Origin of the sequence: Actinomadura alba, assembly GCF_014323705.1 — a bacterium.
Taxonomy (GTDB): Bacteria; Actinomycetota; Actinomycetes; order Streptosporangiales; family Streptosporangiaceae; genus Actinomadura_C; species Actinomadura_C alba.
Genome location: NZ_JABVEC010000026.1, coordinates 1 through 18,200, shown reverse-complemented (window position 1 = coordinate 18,200; position 18,200 = coordinate 1). Strand labels below are relative to the sequence as shown.

The following is an 18,200-nucleotide window of genomic DNA, read 5'->3' as shown; positions in this document are numbered from 1 at the left end:
TACGACCAGGCCGCCGACTGCTGGTTTGGCACATCCTCGTTGACGACCAACCTGGAGTGCATGCCCTCGCCGGCAAGTGCCGAGGCCAGCTCGCACACTTGCCTGGCCTCGACCTGGTCCCCACCGAATGGCTGCACATCACTACGCAGATCATCGGATTCGCTGACGAGATCAGCACGGCGGAGATCACAGCGATGACGGCCTCTGCGGCCAAGCACCTGCAGGTACTCAGCCCCGTCACGGTTGGGCTCCAGCGGGTGCTGTTTCATGACGAGGGCGTGGCGCTGGGGATCCATCCACCCCGCGCGCTCGATGCGGTCCGCGCGGGCATTCGAGATGCGATCGCCAAGGAGGTCGCGGTCCACCAACTCGCCGACGAACCAGACTGGACGCCTCACCTGTCGGTTGCCTACAGCAACAGTGATGGCTCTGCCACACCGATCATCGAAGCATTGACGCCGCGTCCAGGACCGTGCCCGCTGGCCGTCCGTGACGTGCAATTGGTGGCCCAGGAACGTGTCGATCACCTGTATCGGTGGGAACGTATCGCCGCCATCCCGCTCGGCGGGTAGCGTCGAGCCTGCGTGCACCGTGGAGACCGGGCTCACGAGGGGGACGCGGCCGATGCGTGTACGGGGGGCATTACGAGGTGGCGGCTCATGGCTCGCGCTGGCGGGCGCCGCGCTGGCCGCCGTGACCGGTTGCGCGCCGGGTTCGGCGGAGCGGTCGTCCCCCGCGATCCAGGCGCAGCGGCGCGGCTTCGCCCTCCCGTCGTGGAGCACCGGGGACTACGACGGGCCGCACGCCGCCGCCTACGTCAAGGCGATCGCCGACACGGGTGCGAGCTGGCTGCAGCTCAACCCGACCTGGTATCAGCAGGACCCGCGCGACGGCGAGCCGCGCCGCACCGACGAGACGGCGAGTGACGACGGCGTCCGCCACATCATCGGCCTCGCCCGGGCCGCCGGGCTCAAGGTGCTGCTCAAGCCGCACGTCGATCTGCTGGACGGGCAGGACCGGGCGACCATCCGGCCGGCCGACCGGGGCCGCTGGTTCGCCGCGTACACCCGCCTCATCGTCCACTACGCCGGACTGGCGAGGGAGGCCGGCGCCACCGAGTTCGCGGTGGGCACCGAACTCGCCGGGCTCTCGGCCGAGCGACCCGAATGGCTGGCCGTCATCACCGCCGCACGGGAGCGGTTCGGCGGGCCGCTCGTCTACGCCGCCAACTACGACGAGTACGCCCGCGTACGGTTCTGGGACGCCCTCGACCTCATCGGGATCGATGCGTACTGGCCGATCGCGGACCGCCCGACGACCGATCCGGCGGCGCTGCGGCGAGCCTGGCGGCCGATCGCGATGCGGCTCGCGGCGTTCTCCGCCGAGCACCGGCGCAAGATCCTGTTCACCGAGGCCGGCTATGTCAGCCAGCGAGGTGCCACGACCCGGCCGTACTCGTGGACGATCAGCGAGGTGCGCGGCGACGAGGAGCAGGCCGCCGCCTACGAGGCACTGCTCAAGGGGTTCAGCGGGCAGCCGTGGTGGGCCGGCGTCCACTGGTGGATGTGGGACGACTGGCCGGACGCCGGCGAGACTCCGCCACCCCTGGCGTACTCACCGCACGGCAAGCCGGCCGAGCAGGTCGTACGCCGGTGGTGGCGGGGCCGGTGAGCGGGGGGCACCGGCCCCTTGCCGTGCCTACGGGATGACCGTGTCCACGGTGATGACCGTGTCTACGGGATGACGGACGCCGGGTCGACGAACGTGTAGCCCAGGGCGCGGATGCCCTGCACGGTCTCGCGGAGCGGGGCGACCGGATAGTACGGGTGGTAGAAGAAACTGGCGAAGCCGTCACGTACGGCCAGGTTCAGCCTGGCCGAGTTGATCATGTCGGCCGGCAGCCGGGGCGGACGGTTGTTGTAGGAGTCGGGCTCGTAGTTGCCGAGGTTCTCCGGCAGCACCTTCGAGCCGTAGACGTCCCTGACCGGATACGGGAAGTACTGGCCCATGTAGACCTGCGGGTTGATCGGTGCCGGGGTTAGCTGGCCCGCGAAGTACAGGCTGCGCTCGTACCGGGCGGCGTAGTGCTGGTTGATCACGCCGTAGTCGGTGGCGGACGCCGCGTAGTGCGGGGTCGTCCAAAGTCTCGGCGTGGGCAGCAGGTTGAGCGTGAACGCCGTCTTGGCGCTGAGAATGCGGCTCGTCGCCCAGAGGGTGGAGTCCTCCGGCACCGGGCCGTCGTAGATCACATTGTCGGCGCTGTCGACGTGGGCCCGGAAGAACTCGAAGTCGTCGCCGGTGACACCGTTGTAGGGGTTGTCGGCGTCACGGTATTGGTGGGTGTATCCGTGGTTAATGATCGTGCCGCCGTTGGCCAGCATGAATCGGAGTGCAGCCACCACTTCGGGCGCCTGCTGGAGCGTCGTCGTCTCGGCGGTGCCGCCGTTGTAGGCCCCCTTCGGGTCGGTGTAGACAGGGATCACCTGGAATCCGTACGGGATGTTCTCCTGGTCGAGATACCGGGCGATCTCCATCAGCTGGTCCGGGTCGCTGCCCGGGCTGATGTCCTCCAGCCTGAGCATCGCCCGGTGGCGCGTTGGTGTTTCGGGTGCGAGCGCGTCGAACAGCAGGTCGTAGAACGCGATGGCCCGGTCCGACTCGTTGAAGTAGGTGTAGGGGATCTCACCGATGTAGGTGAGGTTGCTCGACCGGACCGCCCAGGGGAACCTCGTGTTCGGTGACGTGCTCGTGTCGACCGCCTCGGCCAGGGTGGTCACGGCCGGCTGGCCGCCCCCGGTGAGGATGTTCGGCCGGAGGATCCCGCTGTCGGCGCCGGCCGGGATGCTGCGGCCCAGCGGCTGGGTCTTGTAGTCGACCTGCGTCACCTTGCCGACCGAGCCGCCGACGTCGAAGTAGGACGTGGTCGGGTCCCAGCCGTAGCGCGCGGTGAACGCTGGCACGCCCACCTTGCCGGCGAGGTTCCAGATGTTGTCGTTCATCCAGATGACCGGCCTGCTGCTCGTCGCGACGTCGGAGTAGAAGGCGTTCGGGATCGCGTCGGGGATGTCACCCCCGTAGTAGGTGGAGCCGATGTAGATCGTCGCGGTGTACTGGTTCACCTGTCCGGCGGTGTACTGCGAGACCGGCTTGGTGGCCACCGCGCCGAAGTGCCCGGCCAGGTTGGCGGTGGCCATGGCGTACAGCTCGCCCAGGAAGCCGTACGGCCCCGCCGTGTCGTAGAGGATCAGGGTGTTGGGCTGTGCCGCCGCCCGCAGGCCCTGCTGCCGGCCCGGTCCGAGGACGCCGCCCTGGACGGTTCGCGCCGTCGTGGCCGTGGTGGCCTTGGTCGTGGTGGTCTTCGCGGTCGCGGCCGTCCGCTGCTTCCTTCGGGTCGCATCTGCGGAGCGCTGCCGCTTGGCCCAGTTCGACAACGCGGTGGTGACCGCGGCCGGTTGCGCGAGCGCGGCCCTCTCGCCGGGTGCGGGTCCCGGAGGGATGCCGGGCGACCCGGCGGCGCCGCCGGCGGTGGCCGCCAGCAGCCCGGCGGCCGCGATGATGACCGCGACCGCCTTCCCCCGTTCCCGTCGGATTCGCATGATGTTACCCCCGCCTTTCCTTGCGGTGTGTTGGTGCGCGCAAAGCGCACTAGGGAAGTATGAACAGAAGAACTTGAAATTAACCAGTAATGGCCGGAACCGGCGTCGGCACGGCAATGCCTGATCAATGGCGGTCGAGGCCTCTCTACCACGGCCACATCCGGTAGGGCAATCCGCCGTTGCTGTAGTCGGCCCAGGTGGCCGGATATTGCCTAAGCCTTCGCCCGGCACTTGGCGCGGGGTACTTTGCCTCCGTAAAGCATGCGGGTCGCGGTGGGTGGGGCGACGGGGCCCTGTGCCCCATCCCCAAGATCCGAATCGAATAGGGCGATCGATTAGTCGCCGGCATTTTCGGACGGGGTCATTAATGTATGCGAAGCCTTCCATCGGCCTGCTCGCCGTAGCCGGGGCGGCCGCCATGCCGACGGCGACCCCGGTGTTCCGCGTCGCCCGGATCCTGCTCCAGGTCACCGGCGTGGGCTTCGGCCTCTACTGCGCCGGCGCCGCCGTGCTGCTGCTCGCCGGGTGCTGGATGCGGTGGCGCGACGCCGCGGCCGGCCGGCGCCGAAGCACCGCGGAGGGCCTGTGATCTCGGACCTGACGGTGGTCGGCAGTGTCGGGCTCATCGCCCTGGCCGTCCTGTACAACACAGGCATGTTCGGGCTGTCCCGGCGCTCGCACCGGCGGACGGGCGAGCAGCCGCGGCCGCGGCTGTACGTCTTCATCCTGGCCTGTCTGAACGAGGAGAAGGTCATCGCGGCGAGCCTGAGTCGTATCACCTCGCTGCGCGGTGACAATTTCGTGGCCATGGTCATCGACGACGCCTCCGATGACGGCACCGCACAGGTCGTCCGCGACATCGGCTCCCCGAAAGTGGCGCTTTACCAACGGAAGTTGCCGAATGCGCGACGTGGAAAGGGGGCGGCGCTCAACGCCGGGCTACGTCGTTTGCGGGAGGCGCGAATTATCCAACACTATGATCCGCACGATGTGATCATTTGTGTCGTGGACGCGGACGGGCGCCTCGACCCACACATCCTTCAGGAAGTCAACCCGCATTTTGATGACCCCGCTACGGGTGCTGTACAAGTCGGCGTCCGCATGTACAACCGGAAACAGGGTCTGCTGGCCCGGCTCCAGGATATGGAGTTCGTGGTATACGGCGACATATTCCAGAGCGCACGCCGGCACATCGGAAGTGTGGGGATGGGCGGCAACGGCCAGTTCATGCGGCTGTCCGCCCTCGACTCGCTGCCGGGTGAACCGTGGAGCGACTGTCTCACCGAGGATCTGGACCTCGGCGTACGTCTCCTCGCCGAGGGGTGGAACAACGTGCACTGCCTCACCGCCGCCGTGCACCAGCAGGCCGTACTCTCCCTCGGCCGGCTGCTGAGGCAGCGGTCCCGGTGGTTCCAGGGGCACATGCAGGCCGCCCGCCTCGCACCTCTGATCCTGCGGAAGATCGCTCCGCGCCCGGCCGTCGACCTGCTCTACCACCTGTCGAGCCCGGTGCTGCTGTTGCTCACCTCGCTGCTGCCGCTGTCCTTCCTGCTGGCGCTGATCGGAGTGGGCGTCGCGTCGGTCTCCGCCGGGCATCTGCTGCTGTCGCCCTGGTGGCTGCCCTGGTTCTACCTGATGACCTTCGGCGTCGCGAGCGCGTACACGCATGTTTACCGCAAGCGCGAACCCGACCTCGGGTTCCTGCGTTGCGTCCTGCTCGGGCACGTCTACGTGCTCTATGGCTACATCTGGTTCGTCTCCGGCTGGTGGGCGGTCGGCCGCACCATCAGGGGCCGGCAGACCTGGCTGAAGACCGCGCGCACCTGAGCGCCACTGATCACGCCCCGGTTCCGCCCCGCGCCCACGTCACCGTGAGGAGATCGTCATGTCCACGACCATGCCCGAGGACCGGCCAGGGGAACCCGAGCCCGGGGAGGTGATACGCGCCATGGTCGTCCTCGGCACCAGGCCCGAGGCGATCAAGCTGGCCCCCGTCGTACGGGCGATGACCCGTACGGCCGGGTTCGCGCCCCTCGTCATCAACAGCGGGCAGCACCGGGAGATGCTGGAGCAGATGCTCCATCTGCTCGGTGTCGGCGTGCAGGTCGACCTGGCCGTGATGCGCGACCGGCAGCTGCTGTCGGAGCTCACCGGAAGGCTCGTCACCGGCCTGAACGAGGTCGTACGGGCGCGACGACCCGATCTGGTCATCGTGCAGGGCGACACCACCACGGCGCTCTGCGGTGCGCTCGCCGCCTCGTACGAGAAGGTGCCGGTCGCCCACGTCGAGGCCGGATTAAGGACCGGCGACCCGTACAACCCCTTCCCCGAGGAGATCAACCGCCGGCTCATCGGCCGGCTCGCCCGCTGGCACTTCGCCCCGACCGAACGTGCCGCGCATCACCTGTACGCGGAGGGCGTGCCGCCCGAACGGGTGGTCGTCACCGGCAACACGGTCATCGACAACCTGCACTGGATCCTGGCCGGCGGCGAGGGCACCTCGGCGTTCCGCACCACGCGGCGCAGGCTGCTCGTGACCCTGCACCGCAGGGAGAGCCAGGGCACGGACATGCGGGGCATGGCGCGGACGCTCCGGCGGCTCGCCGACCGAGGCGACTGCGAGGTGCTGCTGCCCCTGCACAAGAGCCCGGCCGTACGGGAGTCGCTGCTGCCGGAGCTGGTCGGCCATCCGCACATCACCGTGACCGAACCCCTCGGCTACGCCGACTTCGCCGCGACGCTCGCGGCCTGCGACGTGGTCCTGACGGACTCCGGCGGAGTTCAGGAGGAGGCGCCGACCCTTGGCAAGCCCGTTCTCGTCCTACGCGCGACCACCGAACGCCCCGAGGCCGTGGAGGCCGGCGTCGCCCGGCTCGTCGGCACCGACGCCGGCGAGGTCTTCACCGCCGCGTCCCTGCTGCTCGACCATCCACTCGAGTACCGGCGGATGGCGAGCGCCGCCAACCCGTTCGGCGACGGCCGCGCCAGCGAGCGCATCCTCATGGAACTCGTACGCGATCGCCGCCGGGACGACGATGCCTTGCTGGCGGCCATCATGGATTGACAGACTGGGCGGCCACCGCCCACCCAGAGTCCCGGTGGCCCCATGAAGGCGTTCTCGTCCCTGTACGAACGGTGGGTCACGCCCGCCCGCGTCGCGGCGTCGCAGCGCGATGGTCGCCGCCGCTGGTGGCTCCGGCCGCGGGTGGGCTGTCCGACCGTTCTCGCGCTCGCCGGCCTGGTGGGCGTCCTGGTGACGGCGTTCCTGCCGGACTCCGACGACGGGGTTCTGCACCGGTGGCGGGACGGCACGACGCATGGGCGGTGGCGGGCGGTCTTCGACGGTGAGGGGTTCAGCGGCGCGCGGAACGGCACGATCGTGCTGCGGCCGAAACCGGCCGTGCAGCCGGCCGAGACCCACGCGTGCCTCGTGGTGTCGCGCAGCGGCTACCACGACCTGGACCTGAGCGTCAGCCTGCGGACGACCGAGCAGCTCCGGAGCCCGGAGCCCAACCCCTGGGAGGTCGCCTGGGTGGTCTGGGCCTATGCCGACGAGCACCACTTCTATTACCTGACGCTGAAACCCAACGGCTGGGAGCTGGGCAAGCGCGACCCCGCCTATCCCGGCGGGCAGCGGTTCCTCGCCACCGGCGGTCCGGGTTTCCCGGTGGACCGCTGGTACCAGGTCAAGATCAGTCAGCGCGGCGCCACCATGACGATCCGGGTCAAGGATCGCGAGCTGACCGTGCGCACCGACGAGGAGCGCCCGTACCTCTCCGGCGCCGTCGGCGTCTACACCGAGGACGCCGAGACCGAGTTCCGCTCCATCACGGCGCGCCCCCGCTGAGACGGCCCCACGGGGAGGGCTGGTCGGGCGGCCGGTGTCCCCAACTCGTCCGTGGACGTGCTAGCTTGTGACAGTTGCAGTTGTGGTTCCCATGGACTTTGTGTGCGCCTGCTGGTTGTGACCTCAGGCGCTTTTTGTTTTCATCCGGATCTCCGGACGGGGCGATCATCACGGCGACACCCGGGCCCGCGAAGTGCGGGCTTACCAGCACTGCCCCAGAAGGAGACAGATATGGCAACCGGCACCGTGAAGTGGTTCAACGGCGAAAAGGGCTTCGGCTTCATCTCGCAGGATGATGGCGGCGCTGACGTCTTCGCCCACTACTCGAACATCAACGGTCAGGGCTTCCGTGAGCTGCTCGAGGGCCAGAAGGTGGAGTTCGACGTCACGCAGGGCCAGAAGGGCCTGCAGGCAGAGAACATCCGCACGCTCTGACCTCACGCAGATCACGCGACCGGGCCCGCACCGTCGGTGCGGGCCTTCGGCCGTCGCCTCACGCGGCACGCTGCGGCCACATGGAACCGCGCGCCGCATCCACACCCGGGAAGCACGACGGGACACGCCGCTCAGGCGGCCGGTCCGTCGCGGCAGAAGTACCGCCGCCGACCGGCCCGAGTCCTGGCGTGAGGTCTTCGCGACCGTCCACAGTGCCGGGCGCGCCGGTACATCGCGCGCCCCCGTTCTCCCGTCGTTCCCCGCTTCACCTCGGCTCGTCGGTGCGATCCGCGCCCGGGCCGGTGCGGCGCCGTCCCTAGGCGCCCCAAGACGCTCTTGAAGCCCAGAAAGGGCAGATCATCAGTACCGAACGCATGCCCCGCAACCGCTCGTCCCGCTCGTCCCGTTCGTCCCGCTCCACCGGCGCCGGCCGCCCGGCCGCCGCTCGCTCCGCCCCCGCGACCCCGGTGCAGTCGACGCCGGCGCGCCCGCCGGCGGAGAGCTTCGCCGAACTCGACATGCCCGAGGCCCTGCTGGCGACACTGACCCGCGAAGGGGTCACCGAGCCGTTTCCGATCCAGTCGGCCACGCTCCCGGACGCCCTGGCCGGCCGGGACGTTCTCGGCCGCGGCCGGACGGGTTCCGGCAAGACCCTCGCCTTCGGCCTGTCGCTGCTCGCGCGCACGGCCGGGCGGCGTGCCGAGCCGGGCACCCCGCTGGCCCTGGTGCTCGTTCCGACGCGTGAGCTGGCCCAGCAGGTCACCGACGCGCTGACGCCGTACGCCGACAGTGTGCGCCTGCGCATGGCGACCGTTGTGGGCGGAATGTCCATCTCCAGGCAGGCGAACGCTCTGAAGCGCGGAGCCGAAGTCGTCGTCGCGACCCCGGGCCGGCTCGCCGACCTGATCGATCGGCGCGCGTGCCGGTTGGACCAGGTGTCCATCACCGTGCTCGACGAGGCCGACCAGATGGCGGACATGGGCTTCCTGCCCCAGGTCACCGCCCTGCTCGACCAGGTCGCTCCGGGCGGGCAGCGGATGCTGTTCTCCGCGACGCTCGACCGTAACGTCGACCGGCTGGTCCGCCGCTTCCTCAGCGACCCGGTCACCCACTCGGTCGACCCGTCCGAGGGCGTGGTCACCACCATGGAGCACCACCTGCTGCACGTGACCGATGCCGACAAGCACGACATCACCACGCACATCGCCGCCCGTGACGGCCGGACGATCATGTTCGTGGGCATGAAGCACGCGGCCGACCGGCTCGTCCGCAGGCTGCTGGCGGTGGGCGTACGGGCGGCGGCGCTGCACGGCGGCAAGTCCCAGCCGCAGCGCACGCGCACCCTGGAGCAGTTCCGCACCGGACAGGTCTCCGTGCTGGTGGCCACCAACGTCGCGGCTCGGGGCATCCACATCGACGGCCTGGACCTGGTCGTCAACGTGGACCCGCCGGTCGACCACAAGGACTACCTGCACCGTGGCGGCCGCACCGCGCGCGCCGGTGAGTCCGGCACCGTCGTCACCCTCGTGACCCCGAGCCAGCGCCGGGAACTCGACCGGATGATGATTACCGCCGCCATCCGGCCGGAGACCACGCGGGTACGTCCCGGCGATGCCGAGCTCGCTCGCATCACCGGCGCCGAGACCCCGTCCGGTGTCCCGGTCACCGTGGCCCCCGTACCGGCCGAGCGTCCCAGGGCGCGTAACGCCGGTGCGTCCGGCCGTGGCCGGCGTGGGCGTCCGGGAGGTGGGCGCCGTGGCGCGTCGCGTCATGGCTCACAGCAGAAGGGCACCGGCCGCGCCGCCGCCGCCTAGCACCGTCCTCGCCCGGCACCCTTCGCCGCTGACCACCCGTATCCGCTGACCACCTGTATTCGCTGGGCACCCGTCCTCGCCCGGTCTCGCCCGATGTCTCGGCGAGCCGGTCGGGTGACGGGGGCCGGACTCAGCCCTCGTCCGGCATGTGCACGGCGGCTCCGGAGACCCGGATCCTGGGGTCGCCCTTCCGCAGTTCCACGTGCAGCAGCCCGGGCCGGCCCATGTCGGTTCCCTGATGCAGGGTCAGCAGGGCGGTGGGACCGGCCTCGCCGAGCTCGCGCAGGTACGCGCCGAACGCGGCCGCGGCCGCCCCGGTCGCTGGGTCTTCGACCACCCCGCCGACGGGGAAGGGGTCGCGTACGTGGAAGGTGTCCGCGGACTCTCGCCACACCAGCTGCACGGTGGTGAGGTCCAGCCCGGTCATGTACCGGGTCAGCCGCTCGAAGTCGTAGTCCAGGTCGGCCAGCCGCTCTCGGGTGGCGGCGGCCAGGACCAGATGACGCGCTCCGGCATAGGCGATCCGCGGCGGCAGTGCGGGATCGAGCTCCCCGGTGTGCCAGCCGAGAGCGGCCAGTGGCTCGGCCAGATCGCCCGCCCCGACCTCCTCGACGTACGGCTCCACACTGGTCAGAGTGGCCCGCAGCGTACCGTCGCGGTCCGCCACCACGTCGACCGGCACGATCCCGGCCAGCGTGGCGAAGACCAGCTCGCCCGGCCCGATGCGCTCGGCCAGCGCCACCGCCGTGGCCACGGTGGCGTGCCCGCAGAACGTGACCTCCGCCTTGGGGCTGAAGTACCGCGCCGTGAACGCCCGCGCCGGATCGCCGAGATCCGCGGGGGGCGCCGTCAGGAAGGCGGACTCCGAATAGCCCACCTCGGCGGCGATCGCGAGCATGGTCGCGTCGTCCAGGCCCGTGGCGTCGAGCACTACACCGGCGGGGTTGCCGCCCGCCGGGTCGGCGGTGAAGGCCGCGTACCTCAGAACCTCAGGGACGTCTGGGCGCCAAAATTCCGTCATTCTCCCTCAATACCACCGACCCCCCGCGCCGTGTAGAGGAAGTCGATCAAGGATCGGGGCACACAGGAGTGCCTCGATCCTTGATCCACTTCGGGTCGTCCTCATCGGGTCCGCTCGTACAACAGGCGCATGGCCTCCCGGATGGCCTGGGCCTGGGCGGGTGCGAAGTCCGCGAAGAACGCCTCGGCGAAGGCACCGCCCTCCTCGTGGACCGGCGGGGCGTGCTCGGAGCCGAGAGCCATCGCCTGCACCATGTCGTCCGGAATCGTGTCCGCGATGGCCTGTGCCACCGCGCCGACCCGCGGATCGTCGACAGCGGCGTCGGCGAGCTCGTCCATCCGCGCGTAGATCTCGTACGCGCGCTGCATCGCGTGGGGGGCGGAAGTCGCCGACCGCAGGACCTCGAGCCACCCGCGGGTTTCGACGGTGGCCGCACCGTCCAGCAGCGCGAGCAGCTTCCGCTCCTGCACCGCCATCATCGGCTCGGGCCCCGGCAGCCGCGCCGAAGTGCGGGCCATCTCGCCGAAGAACGCGGTGAGCTCGGGTGAGACCGGCCCCTCGGCGGGAAACCCGTCGCCCTCCTCCGCCTGCCTCAGCAGCTCGGCCAGGCGGGCGCGTCGCCTGCGGATGACGTCCTCTTGCCGGGCCAGGTCGGAGTCGAGTTCGGCGAGGACCTCGTGCAGTTCCTTGCCGGCGTCGTCGGCGGCACGTCCCTGACCTCGTCCAGGCTCAGGCCGAGTTCGGTCAGCCGCCGGATACGGACGAGTTCCAGCGCGTCGCGCAGCCCGTACACGCGGTATCCGTTGGACCGGCGGGCGGGCTCGGGCAGCAGTCCGCAGTGGTGGTAGTGCCGGACTGTGCGGGTGGTGACCCCGGCGAGGTCGGCGAGCTCTCCGATGCGCATGGAACAAGTAGAAACATTGACGCCGCGTCAACGTCAACCGGACGCGGGGCGGTCGTCGGCACCGGGATTCGGGGCGGCTGAGCGGCCGGGCTCGCCGGTGGCCGTGGTCATGGAGCCGCGAATGGGTCTCTGCGAAAGTGCGTCAGGACAACTTGACGTCAGGTTGTCTTGACGTCAGAATCGGCCCCATGTCCACTCCTGATGAGATCGAGGGCCGGTTCACCCTGCTGACCGCCGCCGCGCGCTACGACAAGCTCCGTGCCCGCGATTCCCTCGCGACGCCGGTCGATGACGACGACCTTCCGCTCACGCCGCCTGATCCCGACGCCGTGCCGCTGTCGCGCGACGAGGCCCTGGAGCTCCTCGCGCTGGGCGAGGTGATCGCACGGAAGGCCGGCTACGGGCGTCAGCTCTCCGTGCGCTCGGCCCGCAGTGCCGGTGCTTCGTGGTCACAGATCGGTGCGGCCCTGGGGACCAGCAAGCAGGCCGCTTGGGAGGCCCATGGCCGGTGGATCGACGATCAGGCCGAGCAGCACCGGCGCAGCGGCTACTCCGGCCTGGACGAGAACGAGGTGGCGGTCGTACGCGCGGCCGCCGGCGAACCCGAGCGCGAGGACGACGACCGGGCATGGGGGCGGATGCCGTGACGGCCGACCAGACCGCCGTCCGCCCGTTCACCCTCGACACCCGTAGGCGGACCTGGACGACCTGACCGCACGCCTGGCCGCGACCAGGTGGCCGGACGAGGCTTTGGTGTCTGGCGGACGTTCTGGGGGATGTGTCACACTCCGGCCGTGGCCTCTGATGATCCAGGTTCCGGCAGGGCCGGGCTCGCTGGTGGCGACCGCGACAAGGTCGCCTACTCCGCCGCCTTCCTGGCCGGCGTGGGGTACGCCGTACTGCTCTTTCCCGGTGCCGGTTTCATCCTGGGTCTTCCGCTGGAGATCGCCGCGTTCCCGCTCGCGATCTGGGCACGGCGGCGGGCGAAGCGGGCCGGTGACGGTTTCGGCCGCCTGCTGACGACCTTGACGCTGATAGCGGTCGTCCTCTGGTTCGTCATCGCCACCGTGGTGCTCGCCGTGGTGGTGGCGTTCGTGCTTCTCTTCGACTGACGCGCCACCGCGGCCGACGGAGCGCGTCTCCGGCCACCATGTTCAGGGCGACCGAGGGGCTCGCGCGGTGGAGCCGCGGGTGACCAGTTCGACGGGGAGGACGGTCCGCTCGTTGCGGTGCGGGCCGAGTAGATACTCGGCGGCCGCGCGTCCCTTCTGCTGGTGCGGTTGCCGTACGGTCGTCAGCCCGGGGGTCGCCCACGCCGCCGGTGGCGCGTCGTCGAATCCGACGATCGACAGTTGCTGCGGTACGTCGATGCCCCGCTCGGTCGCGGCGCGCAGAGCCCCCAGCGCGAGTTCGTCACTCTCCGCGAGCAGGGCCGTGGGTCGCCTCTCCTGGTCGAGCAGCGCGCACGCGTTGCGGTATCCGGCCTCCCTGCCGTACGGCGCGCATTCGGCGACGGTCACGTCGGCCCAGTCCAGTCCCGCGCTCTCGATCTCGCTCCGATAGCCCTTCAGCCGCTGCAGCGTGACGTGATAGCGCGCGCTCTCCTGACGCGCCGGGCTCGCCGGTCCACTGCCGCCGTCGGCGTGGAGCGGGCCGACCAGCACGGCGATCCGGCGATGGCAGAGCTCGAGCAGGTGACGTGCGGCCAAGGCCGCGCCCCCGAAGTCGTCGATGCCGACGTGTCCGGCGTCGGCGCGCGGCGGGCCGTCGACGACGACCACGGGCAGCTCCCTCGCGAGCGCGATGTCCAGGCGGTCGTCGCCGTCGAGATCGCAATGGCAGACGAAGCCATCGACCAGTGCCCGCTGGACGAGGTCCTCGGTCGGCCCGCGCGGAATGAGGACGAGCCCGATCCCGGTCCGCTCGCACACCTCGCCGATCCCGGTCACGAAGAGCACCTCCGCGGGGTCGGTCAACGCGTAGGTCAGCGGGTCGTCGAAGACCAGCCCGATCGCTCCCGCACGGCGGCGGCTGAAGGTGGCCGCGATGGGGTCGGGGCCCGGATAGCCGAGGCGATCCGCCTCGGCCAGGATCCGGTCCCGCAGATTCGCGCTCAGCTGGTCGGGCCGGTTGTAGGCGTTGGAGACGGTGGCCTTCGAGACCCCGAGGCTCCGAGCGAGATCCTGCAGCGTCACTCCGCGGCCTGGCCGCCCGCCGCCCGTTCTCTTCCCCTCCCGGTGAGCCACATCCGGATGGTAGCGTCCTGAACTAGTTCAGTCTGTACTAGTTCAGAAGGGTCGTCATGTCGCCGAATCGCGGAGCCGCCGGTGCCGTCGCCGGTGCCTTCTTCCTGGCCGGACTGGTCTTCGGCACCTGGGCGGCCCGCGTCCCGGCCGTCAAGACCGCACTCGGGTTGAGCGCGGCGGACCTCGCGATCGCCCTCGTCGCCTTGAACGGCGGGGCGATCGTCGGGCTCCGCGTGGGAGCCCTGCTGGTGAGCAGGTTCGGCAGCCGGGTGACACTGCGGCTCTCGCTACCGCTCTTCGCCCTGCTGCTGCCGCCGATCGGCGCCGCCCCCGACCTGCCGGTCCTCGTTCTCGTGCTGACGATCTCCGCCTGCGCCAACGGTGTGGTGGACGTGGCGATCAACGCGAACGGAGTCGTACTGGAACGGCACCACGGCCGGGCCGTGCTGTCCCGGCTGCACGCCATGCACACGCTCGGCGGCATCACGGGGGCCGGTGCCGGCGTGCTCGCGACATGGCTGGCGGACGGAGTGATGGCGCACTTCGGGGCGGTCGGCGCGGCCGCCGCGCTGACCGCGGTGATCTCGTCACGGTGGCTGATCAGAGACGACGCCGACGCCGATACCGTGCGGCCGCCCTCCGATCAGGCGTCCCCGAGAGGTCGGCTGCTCGCGCTGGGAGCGGTGGCGTTCGGCGTGACCATGGCCGAGGGCAGCGCCAACGACTGGGCGGCGGTGTACCTGTACGACCTCGGTGCCGAGGACTCCTTCGCGGCGAGCGGCCTGGTGGCGTTCCTGGCCGCGATGACGCTCGGCCGCCTCGCCGGCGATCACCTGCGTGCCCGGATCGGCCCGGTGATGCTGTTCCGTTGCGCCGCACTGACGGCCGCGATCGGGTTGGGCGGTGCATTGCTCCTGCATCGGCCCATCGCCGGCCTGGCCGGATTCGCCGTGTTCGGCCTCGGCCTGTCCGTCACATTCCCGATCGCTCTCGGTGTGGCCGGACATCGGGCGGCGCAAGCCGGACGATCACCTGCCGCCGCGGTGGCCCGGGTCTCCGCGATCGCGTATCTCGGGAGCTTCCTGGGACCCGCGCTGATCGGCGCCCTCGCGGCCGTGAGCAGCCTCGGCACGGCCCTGCTCGTGTCCGCGTTCGTGGTCACCGTCACCGCGGCGTGCTGTGGCCGCGTCCTCGCCGGGCGACCTCGACCGGCGGGCATCGATGAATCTCTTCGGGACCTTGCCGTTTCAGGGGCTCACGGCCAGGAAGAGGAAAGCCGCCAGCAGGCCGAGGTGCACCCCGCCCTGAAGTACGGTCGCGCGGCCGGGCACGACGGTGAGCGTGCTCACGACGACGGTGAGCGCGAGCAGCACGAGATGGGTGGCGCCCAGGCCGAGCAGCAGGGGCCCGGTCAGCCAGATCGACGCGACGGCGATGGCGGGGATGGTCAGGCCGATGCTGGCCATGGCCGAGCCGTACGCCAGATTGAGGCTGGTCTGGATCCGATCTCGCTGGGCGGCCCGTACCGCCGCGAGGGTCTCCGGCAACAGGACCAGCAGCGCGATCACCACACCCACGACCGGCTGCGGGAGCCCGGCGGACTCGACCGAGGACTCGATCACCGGTGACTCCACCTTCGCGAGCCCGACCACGGCGACGAGGGCCACGAGCAGCAGGCCGAGGCTGGTCATGGCGGCCTGTGCGGAGGGCGGGGCGGCGTGCTCGCCGGGGGCGTCGGCCGCGGTGCCGTCGGGTCCGACGGGGAGGAAGTAGTCGCGATGGCGGACGGTCTGCGTGAGCACGAACAGGCCGTACAGGGCAAGGGAGGCGACCGCCGCGAACGCCAGTTGCGGCGGGGAGAAGGCCGGTCCTGGCCTGCTCGTGGTAAAGGCCGGCAGCGCCAGGCTCAGGGTGGCGAGCGTCGCCACGGTCGCGAGCGCTCCGCCCGTGCCCTCGGCGTTGAACACCGCCACCCGGCGGCGGAGCGCGCCGACCAGCAGGCACAGCCCGACGATGCCGTTGCAGGTGATCATGACTGCGGCGAACACCGTGTCGCGGGCCAGGGACGCCGTCTTCGGACCTCCGGAGACCATCAGAGTGACGATCAGCGCCACCTCGATCACCGTGACCGCCACCGCGAGGATCAGTGAGCCGAACGGTTCGCCGACCCGGTGCGCGACGACCTCGGCGTGATGGACGGCGGCCAGGATCGCACCCGCGAGCAGCACGGCCACGATCATCACCACGAATCCGAGCAGGTGCCGCCCCCACGTCAGCGCCAGGGCCACGACCGCGATCGCCGGGACGACGATCATCCACCGGGCGACGGCTGACCGGAGTAACCGCATCATGCACCCCATGCTGCCTGTTCCGCCCCGATGGGGTGGTTAGGGGATGCCCGGACGCTGGGTCGGCGGCCTTCGCGTGGAGTCGTGATCCGGGCCTACGGGGCCACGGCCTGGATCCGCGCGAACTCCCGCATCGCGGAGGTGAAGGCATCGGGCCCGACGGCCAGACCGCCGGTGAAGGGGTGCTCGATGTTGAAGACGAGGTAGATGCTGATGCCCAGCAGCGCGGACATGACCAGCAACGGCACGAGGGTCATCCCGCGCGGCTTGGCACCCGCCAGGAACGGGAAGATGACGATGATGACGCCGGTCAACACGGTGAGGATCGGAATTCCCGGCGGCAGGCCGGACCGTGCGTCGACACCGCGCTGCTTGCGGAACGCATAGGTCTCCTTCACCCGGTCGACGATGTCGTCGCGAGCATCAGCCTGCTCCTTGTCCTTGAGCTGCAGCCCGTTCAACGTCACGCGGAGTGCGTCGAGCTGTCTCCATCCCTCGTCGTTCAGTCTGCCGTCGCCCATGGCGTGCCATTCCCGGCTGACGACGAAGTTCGTGTAAGCGTCGATCCGGCGGCGAATCTCCTGCCTGGCCGCCGGCGGGAGATCGTCGGTCTCCCAGTACGCCTCGGTCAGGGAACGGGCCTCGGCATAGGTGTTCTGCTGTGCCGTGTCGGCCACGGTCCACGGGACGATGACGGCGATGGCGAACACCAGGAGGAACAATGCCGAGAGCATCGACCCCGCGTGGCCCGCGGTGGCGCCGTCCGGTTCGTCGTCGTCCTTGGCGAATTTCCTGAAAGTGAGCGCGGCGACCACAACCGCCAGGACGGCCGCGAGCGCGGCCAGTACCAGATAGGGCATCATCTCCACCTCCGCTTCACCGGATTATGCACACGAGGTGGAGAATTGCCAGCCCGATCTGAAAAACGTTCTCGACGTTTCCACTTCGTCATGCGCGCACTCGCCAACAAATGCAACAAATTTGGACGGCCCAGCGATCAACACTCCGGCACGCCGGAAGCGCGGGATCCATCCGATCGCCTCGTCGTGGCTCTGTGGGGCGCGGAGAACACGGGTGCGACTCGTCCTCGACTCTCGGCCGGCCGGCGCCATTGCAGGTCACAAAAGTATGTAAATGGATACAAATTCCGACCAACTACCTCTAATTGCACGTTGTGATCAAGCAAGTGCGCTAGGTAACCTCCGCTCGAGAAGGCTTCTCCGGAAAGGCGACCGCTCTTTCTTTGCCGCGACAACCCCATCTGTCGGCGCAATTAGCTTGGCGGTGTAATTCATGACGGAGTCCGTACAATCGGCAGCTCAAAACGGCCAACCGCAACTGAGTCTGGATACGACGGCGGCGCGGAATCTGGCGACGACGACCAAGTCCATTCCGCAGATGCAGGGCATCTCCTCACGGTGGTTGCTGAAGCTGCTGCCGTGGGTGCAGGTCTCGGGCGGGGCCTACCGGGTGAACCGAAGGCTCACCTACACGATCGGTGACGGGCGCGTGGCCTTCACGACCGCCGGCGCGCAGGTACGGGTCATCCCGCAGGAACTACGGGAGCTTCGCCTGTTGCGGGAGTTCGAGGACGACGCCGTGCTCGAGGCACTGGCCGACGCCTTCGTCCAACGGGAGTACGAGCCCGGCGACGTGATCATCGAAGCCGGGCGACTGGCCGACGAGGTCGTCATCCTCGCCCACGGCAAGGCGAACAAGATCCGCCCGGGTCACTACGGCGACCAGACCGTTCTGGAGGTGCTCGCGGACGGCGACTATCTCGGCGAACAGGCATTCCTCAGCGGACAGGACGACTGGGACTTCACGATCAAGGCTGTCACCGGCTGCACAGTGGTGGTGCTGCCCCGGCAGGCGATCCAAGAGGCCGTCGACCGGTCAACGGCGCTGAGCTCACACCTCGAGCGATTCCAGGCCAGCCGGCAGCTCGCCCAGAACGAGTACGGCGAGGCCGCCGTGGCGATGGCCTCA

The 18,200-nt window shown here is 69.8% G+C and carries 18 protein-coding genes and 1 pseudogene; 12 read left to right on the top strand and 7 right to left on the bottom strand.

The annotated features are described in order from the left end of the window. Window positions 1–56: 56 nt before the first annotated feature. Window positions 57–572 (top strand): 2'-5' RNA ligase family protein, encoded by a 516-nt coding sequence (locus HKK74_RS28095; RefSeq protein WP_187246384.1) that lies wholly within the window; start codon window positions 57–59, stop codon window positions 570–572. Window positions 573–624: 52 nt separating this feature from the next. After that, window positions 625–1,671 (top strand): glycoside hydrolase family 113, encoded by a 1,047-nt coding sequence (locus tag HKK74_RS28090; protein ID WP_187246383.1) that lies wholly within the window; start codon window positions 625–627, stop codon window positions 1,669–1,671. 62 nt (window positions 1,672–1,733) lie between these two features. Here HKK74_RS28090 and HKK74_RS28085 read toward each other — a convergent pair whose 3' ends face one another. Then, complete coding sequence (locus HKK74_RS28085; protein WP_187246382.1) at window positions 1,734–3,596, bottom strand: DUF2334 domain-containing protein; 1,863 nt, start codon at window positions 3,594–3,596, stop codon at window positions 1,734–1,736. A 367-nt stretch (window positions 3,597–3,963) separates the two neighbouring features. On the opposite strand from HKK74_RS28085, the gene HKK74_RS28080 reads away from it, so the two are divergent. The 6 genes from HKK74_RS28080 to HKK74_RS28055 all read left to right on the top strand — a co-directional run bounded on the left by HKK74_RS28080 (window position 3,964) and on the right by HKK74_RS28055 (window position 9,692). After that, complete coding sequence (locus HKK74_RS28080) at window positions 3,964–4,185, top strand: hypothetical protein (protein WP_187246381.1); 222 nt, start codon at window positions 3,964–3,966, stop codon at window positions 4,183–4,185. Then, entirely contained in the window at window positions 4,182–5,423 is a 1,242-nt protein-coding gene (locus HKK74_RS28075) for a glycosyltransferase family 2 protein (protein WP_222722826.1), read from the top strand. Before HKK74_RS28080 ends, HKK74_RS28075 begins: the two co-directional genes overlap by 4 nt. A 58-nt stretch (window positions 5,424–5,481) precedes the next feature. Continuing rightward, window positions 5,482–6,660: a non-hydrolyzing UDP-N-acetylglucosamine 2-epimerase gene (gene wecB, locus HKK74_RS28070; protein ID WP_222722825.1), complete on the top strand. Its 1,179-nt coding sequence runs from the start codon at window positions 5,482–5,484 to the stop codon at window positions 6,658–6,660. A gap of 42 nt (window positions 6,661–6,702) precedes the next feature. Continuing rightward, window positions 6,703–7,443, top strand: a complete 741-nt coding sequence (locus HKK74_RS28065; RefSeq protein WP_187246380.1) for a 3-keto-alpha-glucoside-1,2-lyase-like domain-containing protein — start codon at window positions 6,703–6,705, stop codon at window positions 7,441–7,443. A gap of 231 nt (window positions 7,444–7,674) precedes the next feature. Beyond that, the gene (locus tag HKK74_RS28060; RefSeq protein WP_187246379.1) at window positions 7,675–7,878 is read left to right on the top strand and encodes a cold-shock protein; all 204 of its coding nucleotides are present in this window, start codon (window positions 7,675–7,677) and stop codon (window positions 7,876–7,878) included. Between the two features lie 374 nt (window positions 7,879–8,252). Then, window positions 8,253–9,692, top strand: coding sequence for a DEAD/DEAH box helicase (locus HKK74_RS28055; protein ID WP_187246378.1), 1,440 nt, complete (start codon window positions 8,253–8,255; stop codon window positions 9,690–9,692). Between the two features lie 130 nt (window positions 9,693–9,822). Here the strand turns inward: HKK74_RS28055 and HKK74_RS28050 are convergent, their stop codons facing one another. The 3 genes from HKK74_RS28050 to HKK74_RS39310 form a co-directional block, all read right to left on the bottom strand. Continuing rightward, window positions 9,823–10,713, bottom strand: a complete 891-nt coding sequence (locus HKK74_RS28050; protein ID WP_187246377.1) for a PhzF family protein — start codon at window positions 10,711–10,713, stop codon at window positions 9,823–9,825. Window positions 10,714–10,814: 101 nt separating this feature from the next. After that, window positions 10,815–11,231 carry a hypothetical protein gene (locus HKK74_RS39315; protein WP_222722824.1) on the bottom strand — a complete coding sequence of 139 codons (417 nt, stop codon included), beginning with the start codon at window positions 11,229–11,231 and terminating at the stop codon, window positions 10,815–10,817. A gap of 74 nt (window positions 11,232–11,305) precedes the next feature. Then, window positions 11,306–11,617 carry a MerR family transcriptional regulator gene (locus HKK74_RS39310; RefSeq protein WP_222722823.1) on the bottom strand — a complete coding sequence of 104 codons (312 nt, stop codon included), beginning with the start codon at window positions 11,615–11,617 and terminating at the stop codon, window positions 11,306–11,308. 188 nt (window positions 11,618–11,805) lie between these two features. Here HKK74_RS39310 and HKK74_RS28040 point away from each other — a divergent pair, with 188 nt between their 5' ends. Continuing rightward, the gene (locus HKK74_RS28040) at window positions 11,806–12,264 is read left to right on the top strand and encodes a hypothetical protein (protein ID WP_187246376.1); all 459 of its coding nucleotides are present in this window, start codon (window positions 11,806–11,808) and stop codon (window positions 12,262–12,264) included. A 147-nt stretch (window positions 12,265–12,411) separates the two neighbouring features. Continuing rightward, a complete protein-coding gene (locus HKK74_RS28035; protein WP_187246375.1) occupies window positions 12,412–12,729 on the top strand; it encodes a hypothetical protein in 318 nt (105 codons plus the stop codon). A gap of 42 nt (window positions 12,730–12,771) precedes the next feature. Here HKK74_RS28035 and HKK74_RS28030 read toward each other — a convergent pair whose 3' ends face one another. After that, a complete protein-coding gene (locus tag HKK74_RS28030; RefSeq protein WP_222722822.1) occupies window positions 12,772–13,812 on the bottom strand; it encodes a LacI family DNA-binding transcriptional regulator in 1,041 nt (346 codons plus the stop codon). A 107-nt stretch (window positions 13,813–13,919) separates the two neighbouring features. Between HKK74_RS28030 and HKK74_RS40275 the strand changes: the two are divergent. Further along, a pseudogene (locus HKK74_RS40275) lies at window positions 13,920–14,879 on the top strand (MFS transporter); the annotation flags it as partial. Between the two features lie 231 nt (window positions 14,880–15,110). Here HKK74_RS40275 and HKK74_RS28025 read toward each other — a convergent pair. Then, complete coding sequence (locus tag HKK74_RS28025; RefSeq protein WP_187246374.1) at window positions 15,111–16,214, bottom strand: calcium:cation antiporter; 1,104 nt, start codon at window positions 16,212–16,214, stop codon at window positions 15,111–15,113. A 92-nt stretch (window positions 16,215–16,306) separates the two neighbouring features. Continuing rightward, window positions 16,307–17,074, bottom strand: a complete 768-nt coding sequence (locus HKK74_RS28020; RefSeq protein ID WP_187246373.1) for a bestrophin-like domain — start codon at window positions 17,072–17,074, stop codon at window positions 16,307–16,309. A 535-nt stretch (window positions 17,075–17,609) separates the two neighbouring features. Here HKK74_RS28020 and HKK74_RS28015 point away from each other — a divergent pair. Continuing rightward, window positions 17,610–18,200 (top strand): cyclic nucleotide-binding domain-containing protein (locus tag HKK74_RS28015; protein ID WP_246492057.1); only part of this gene is annotated, 591 nt, incomplete at its 3' end.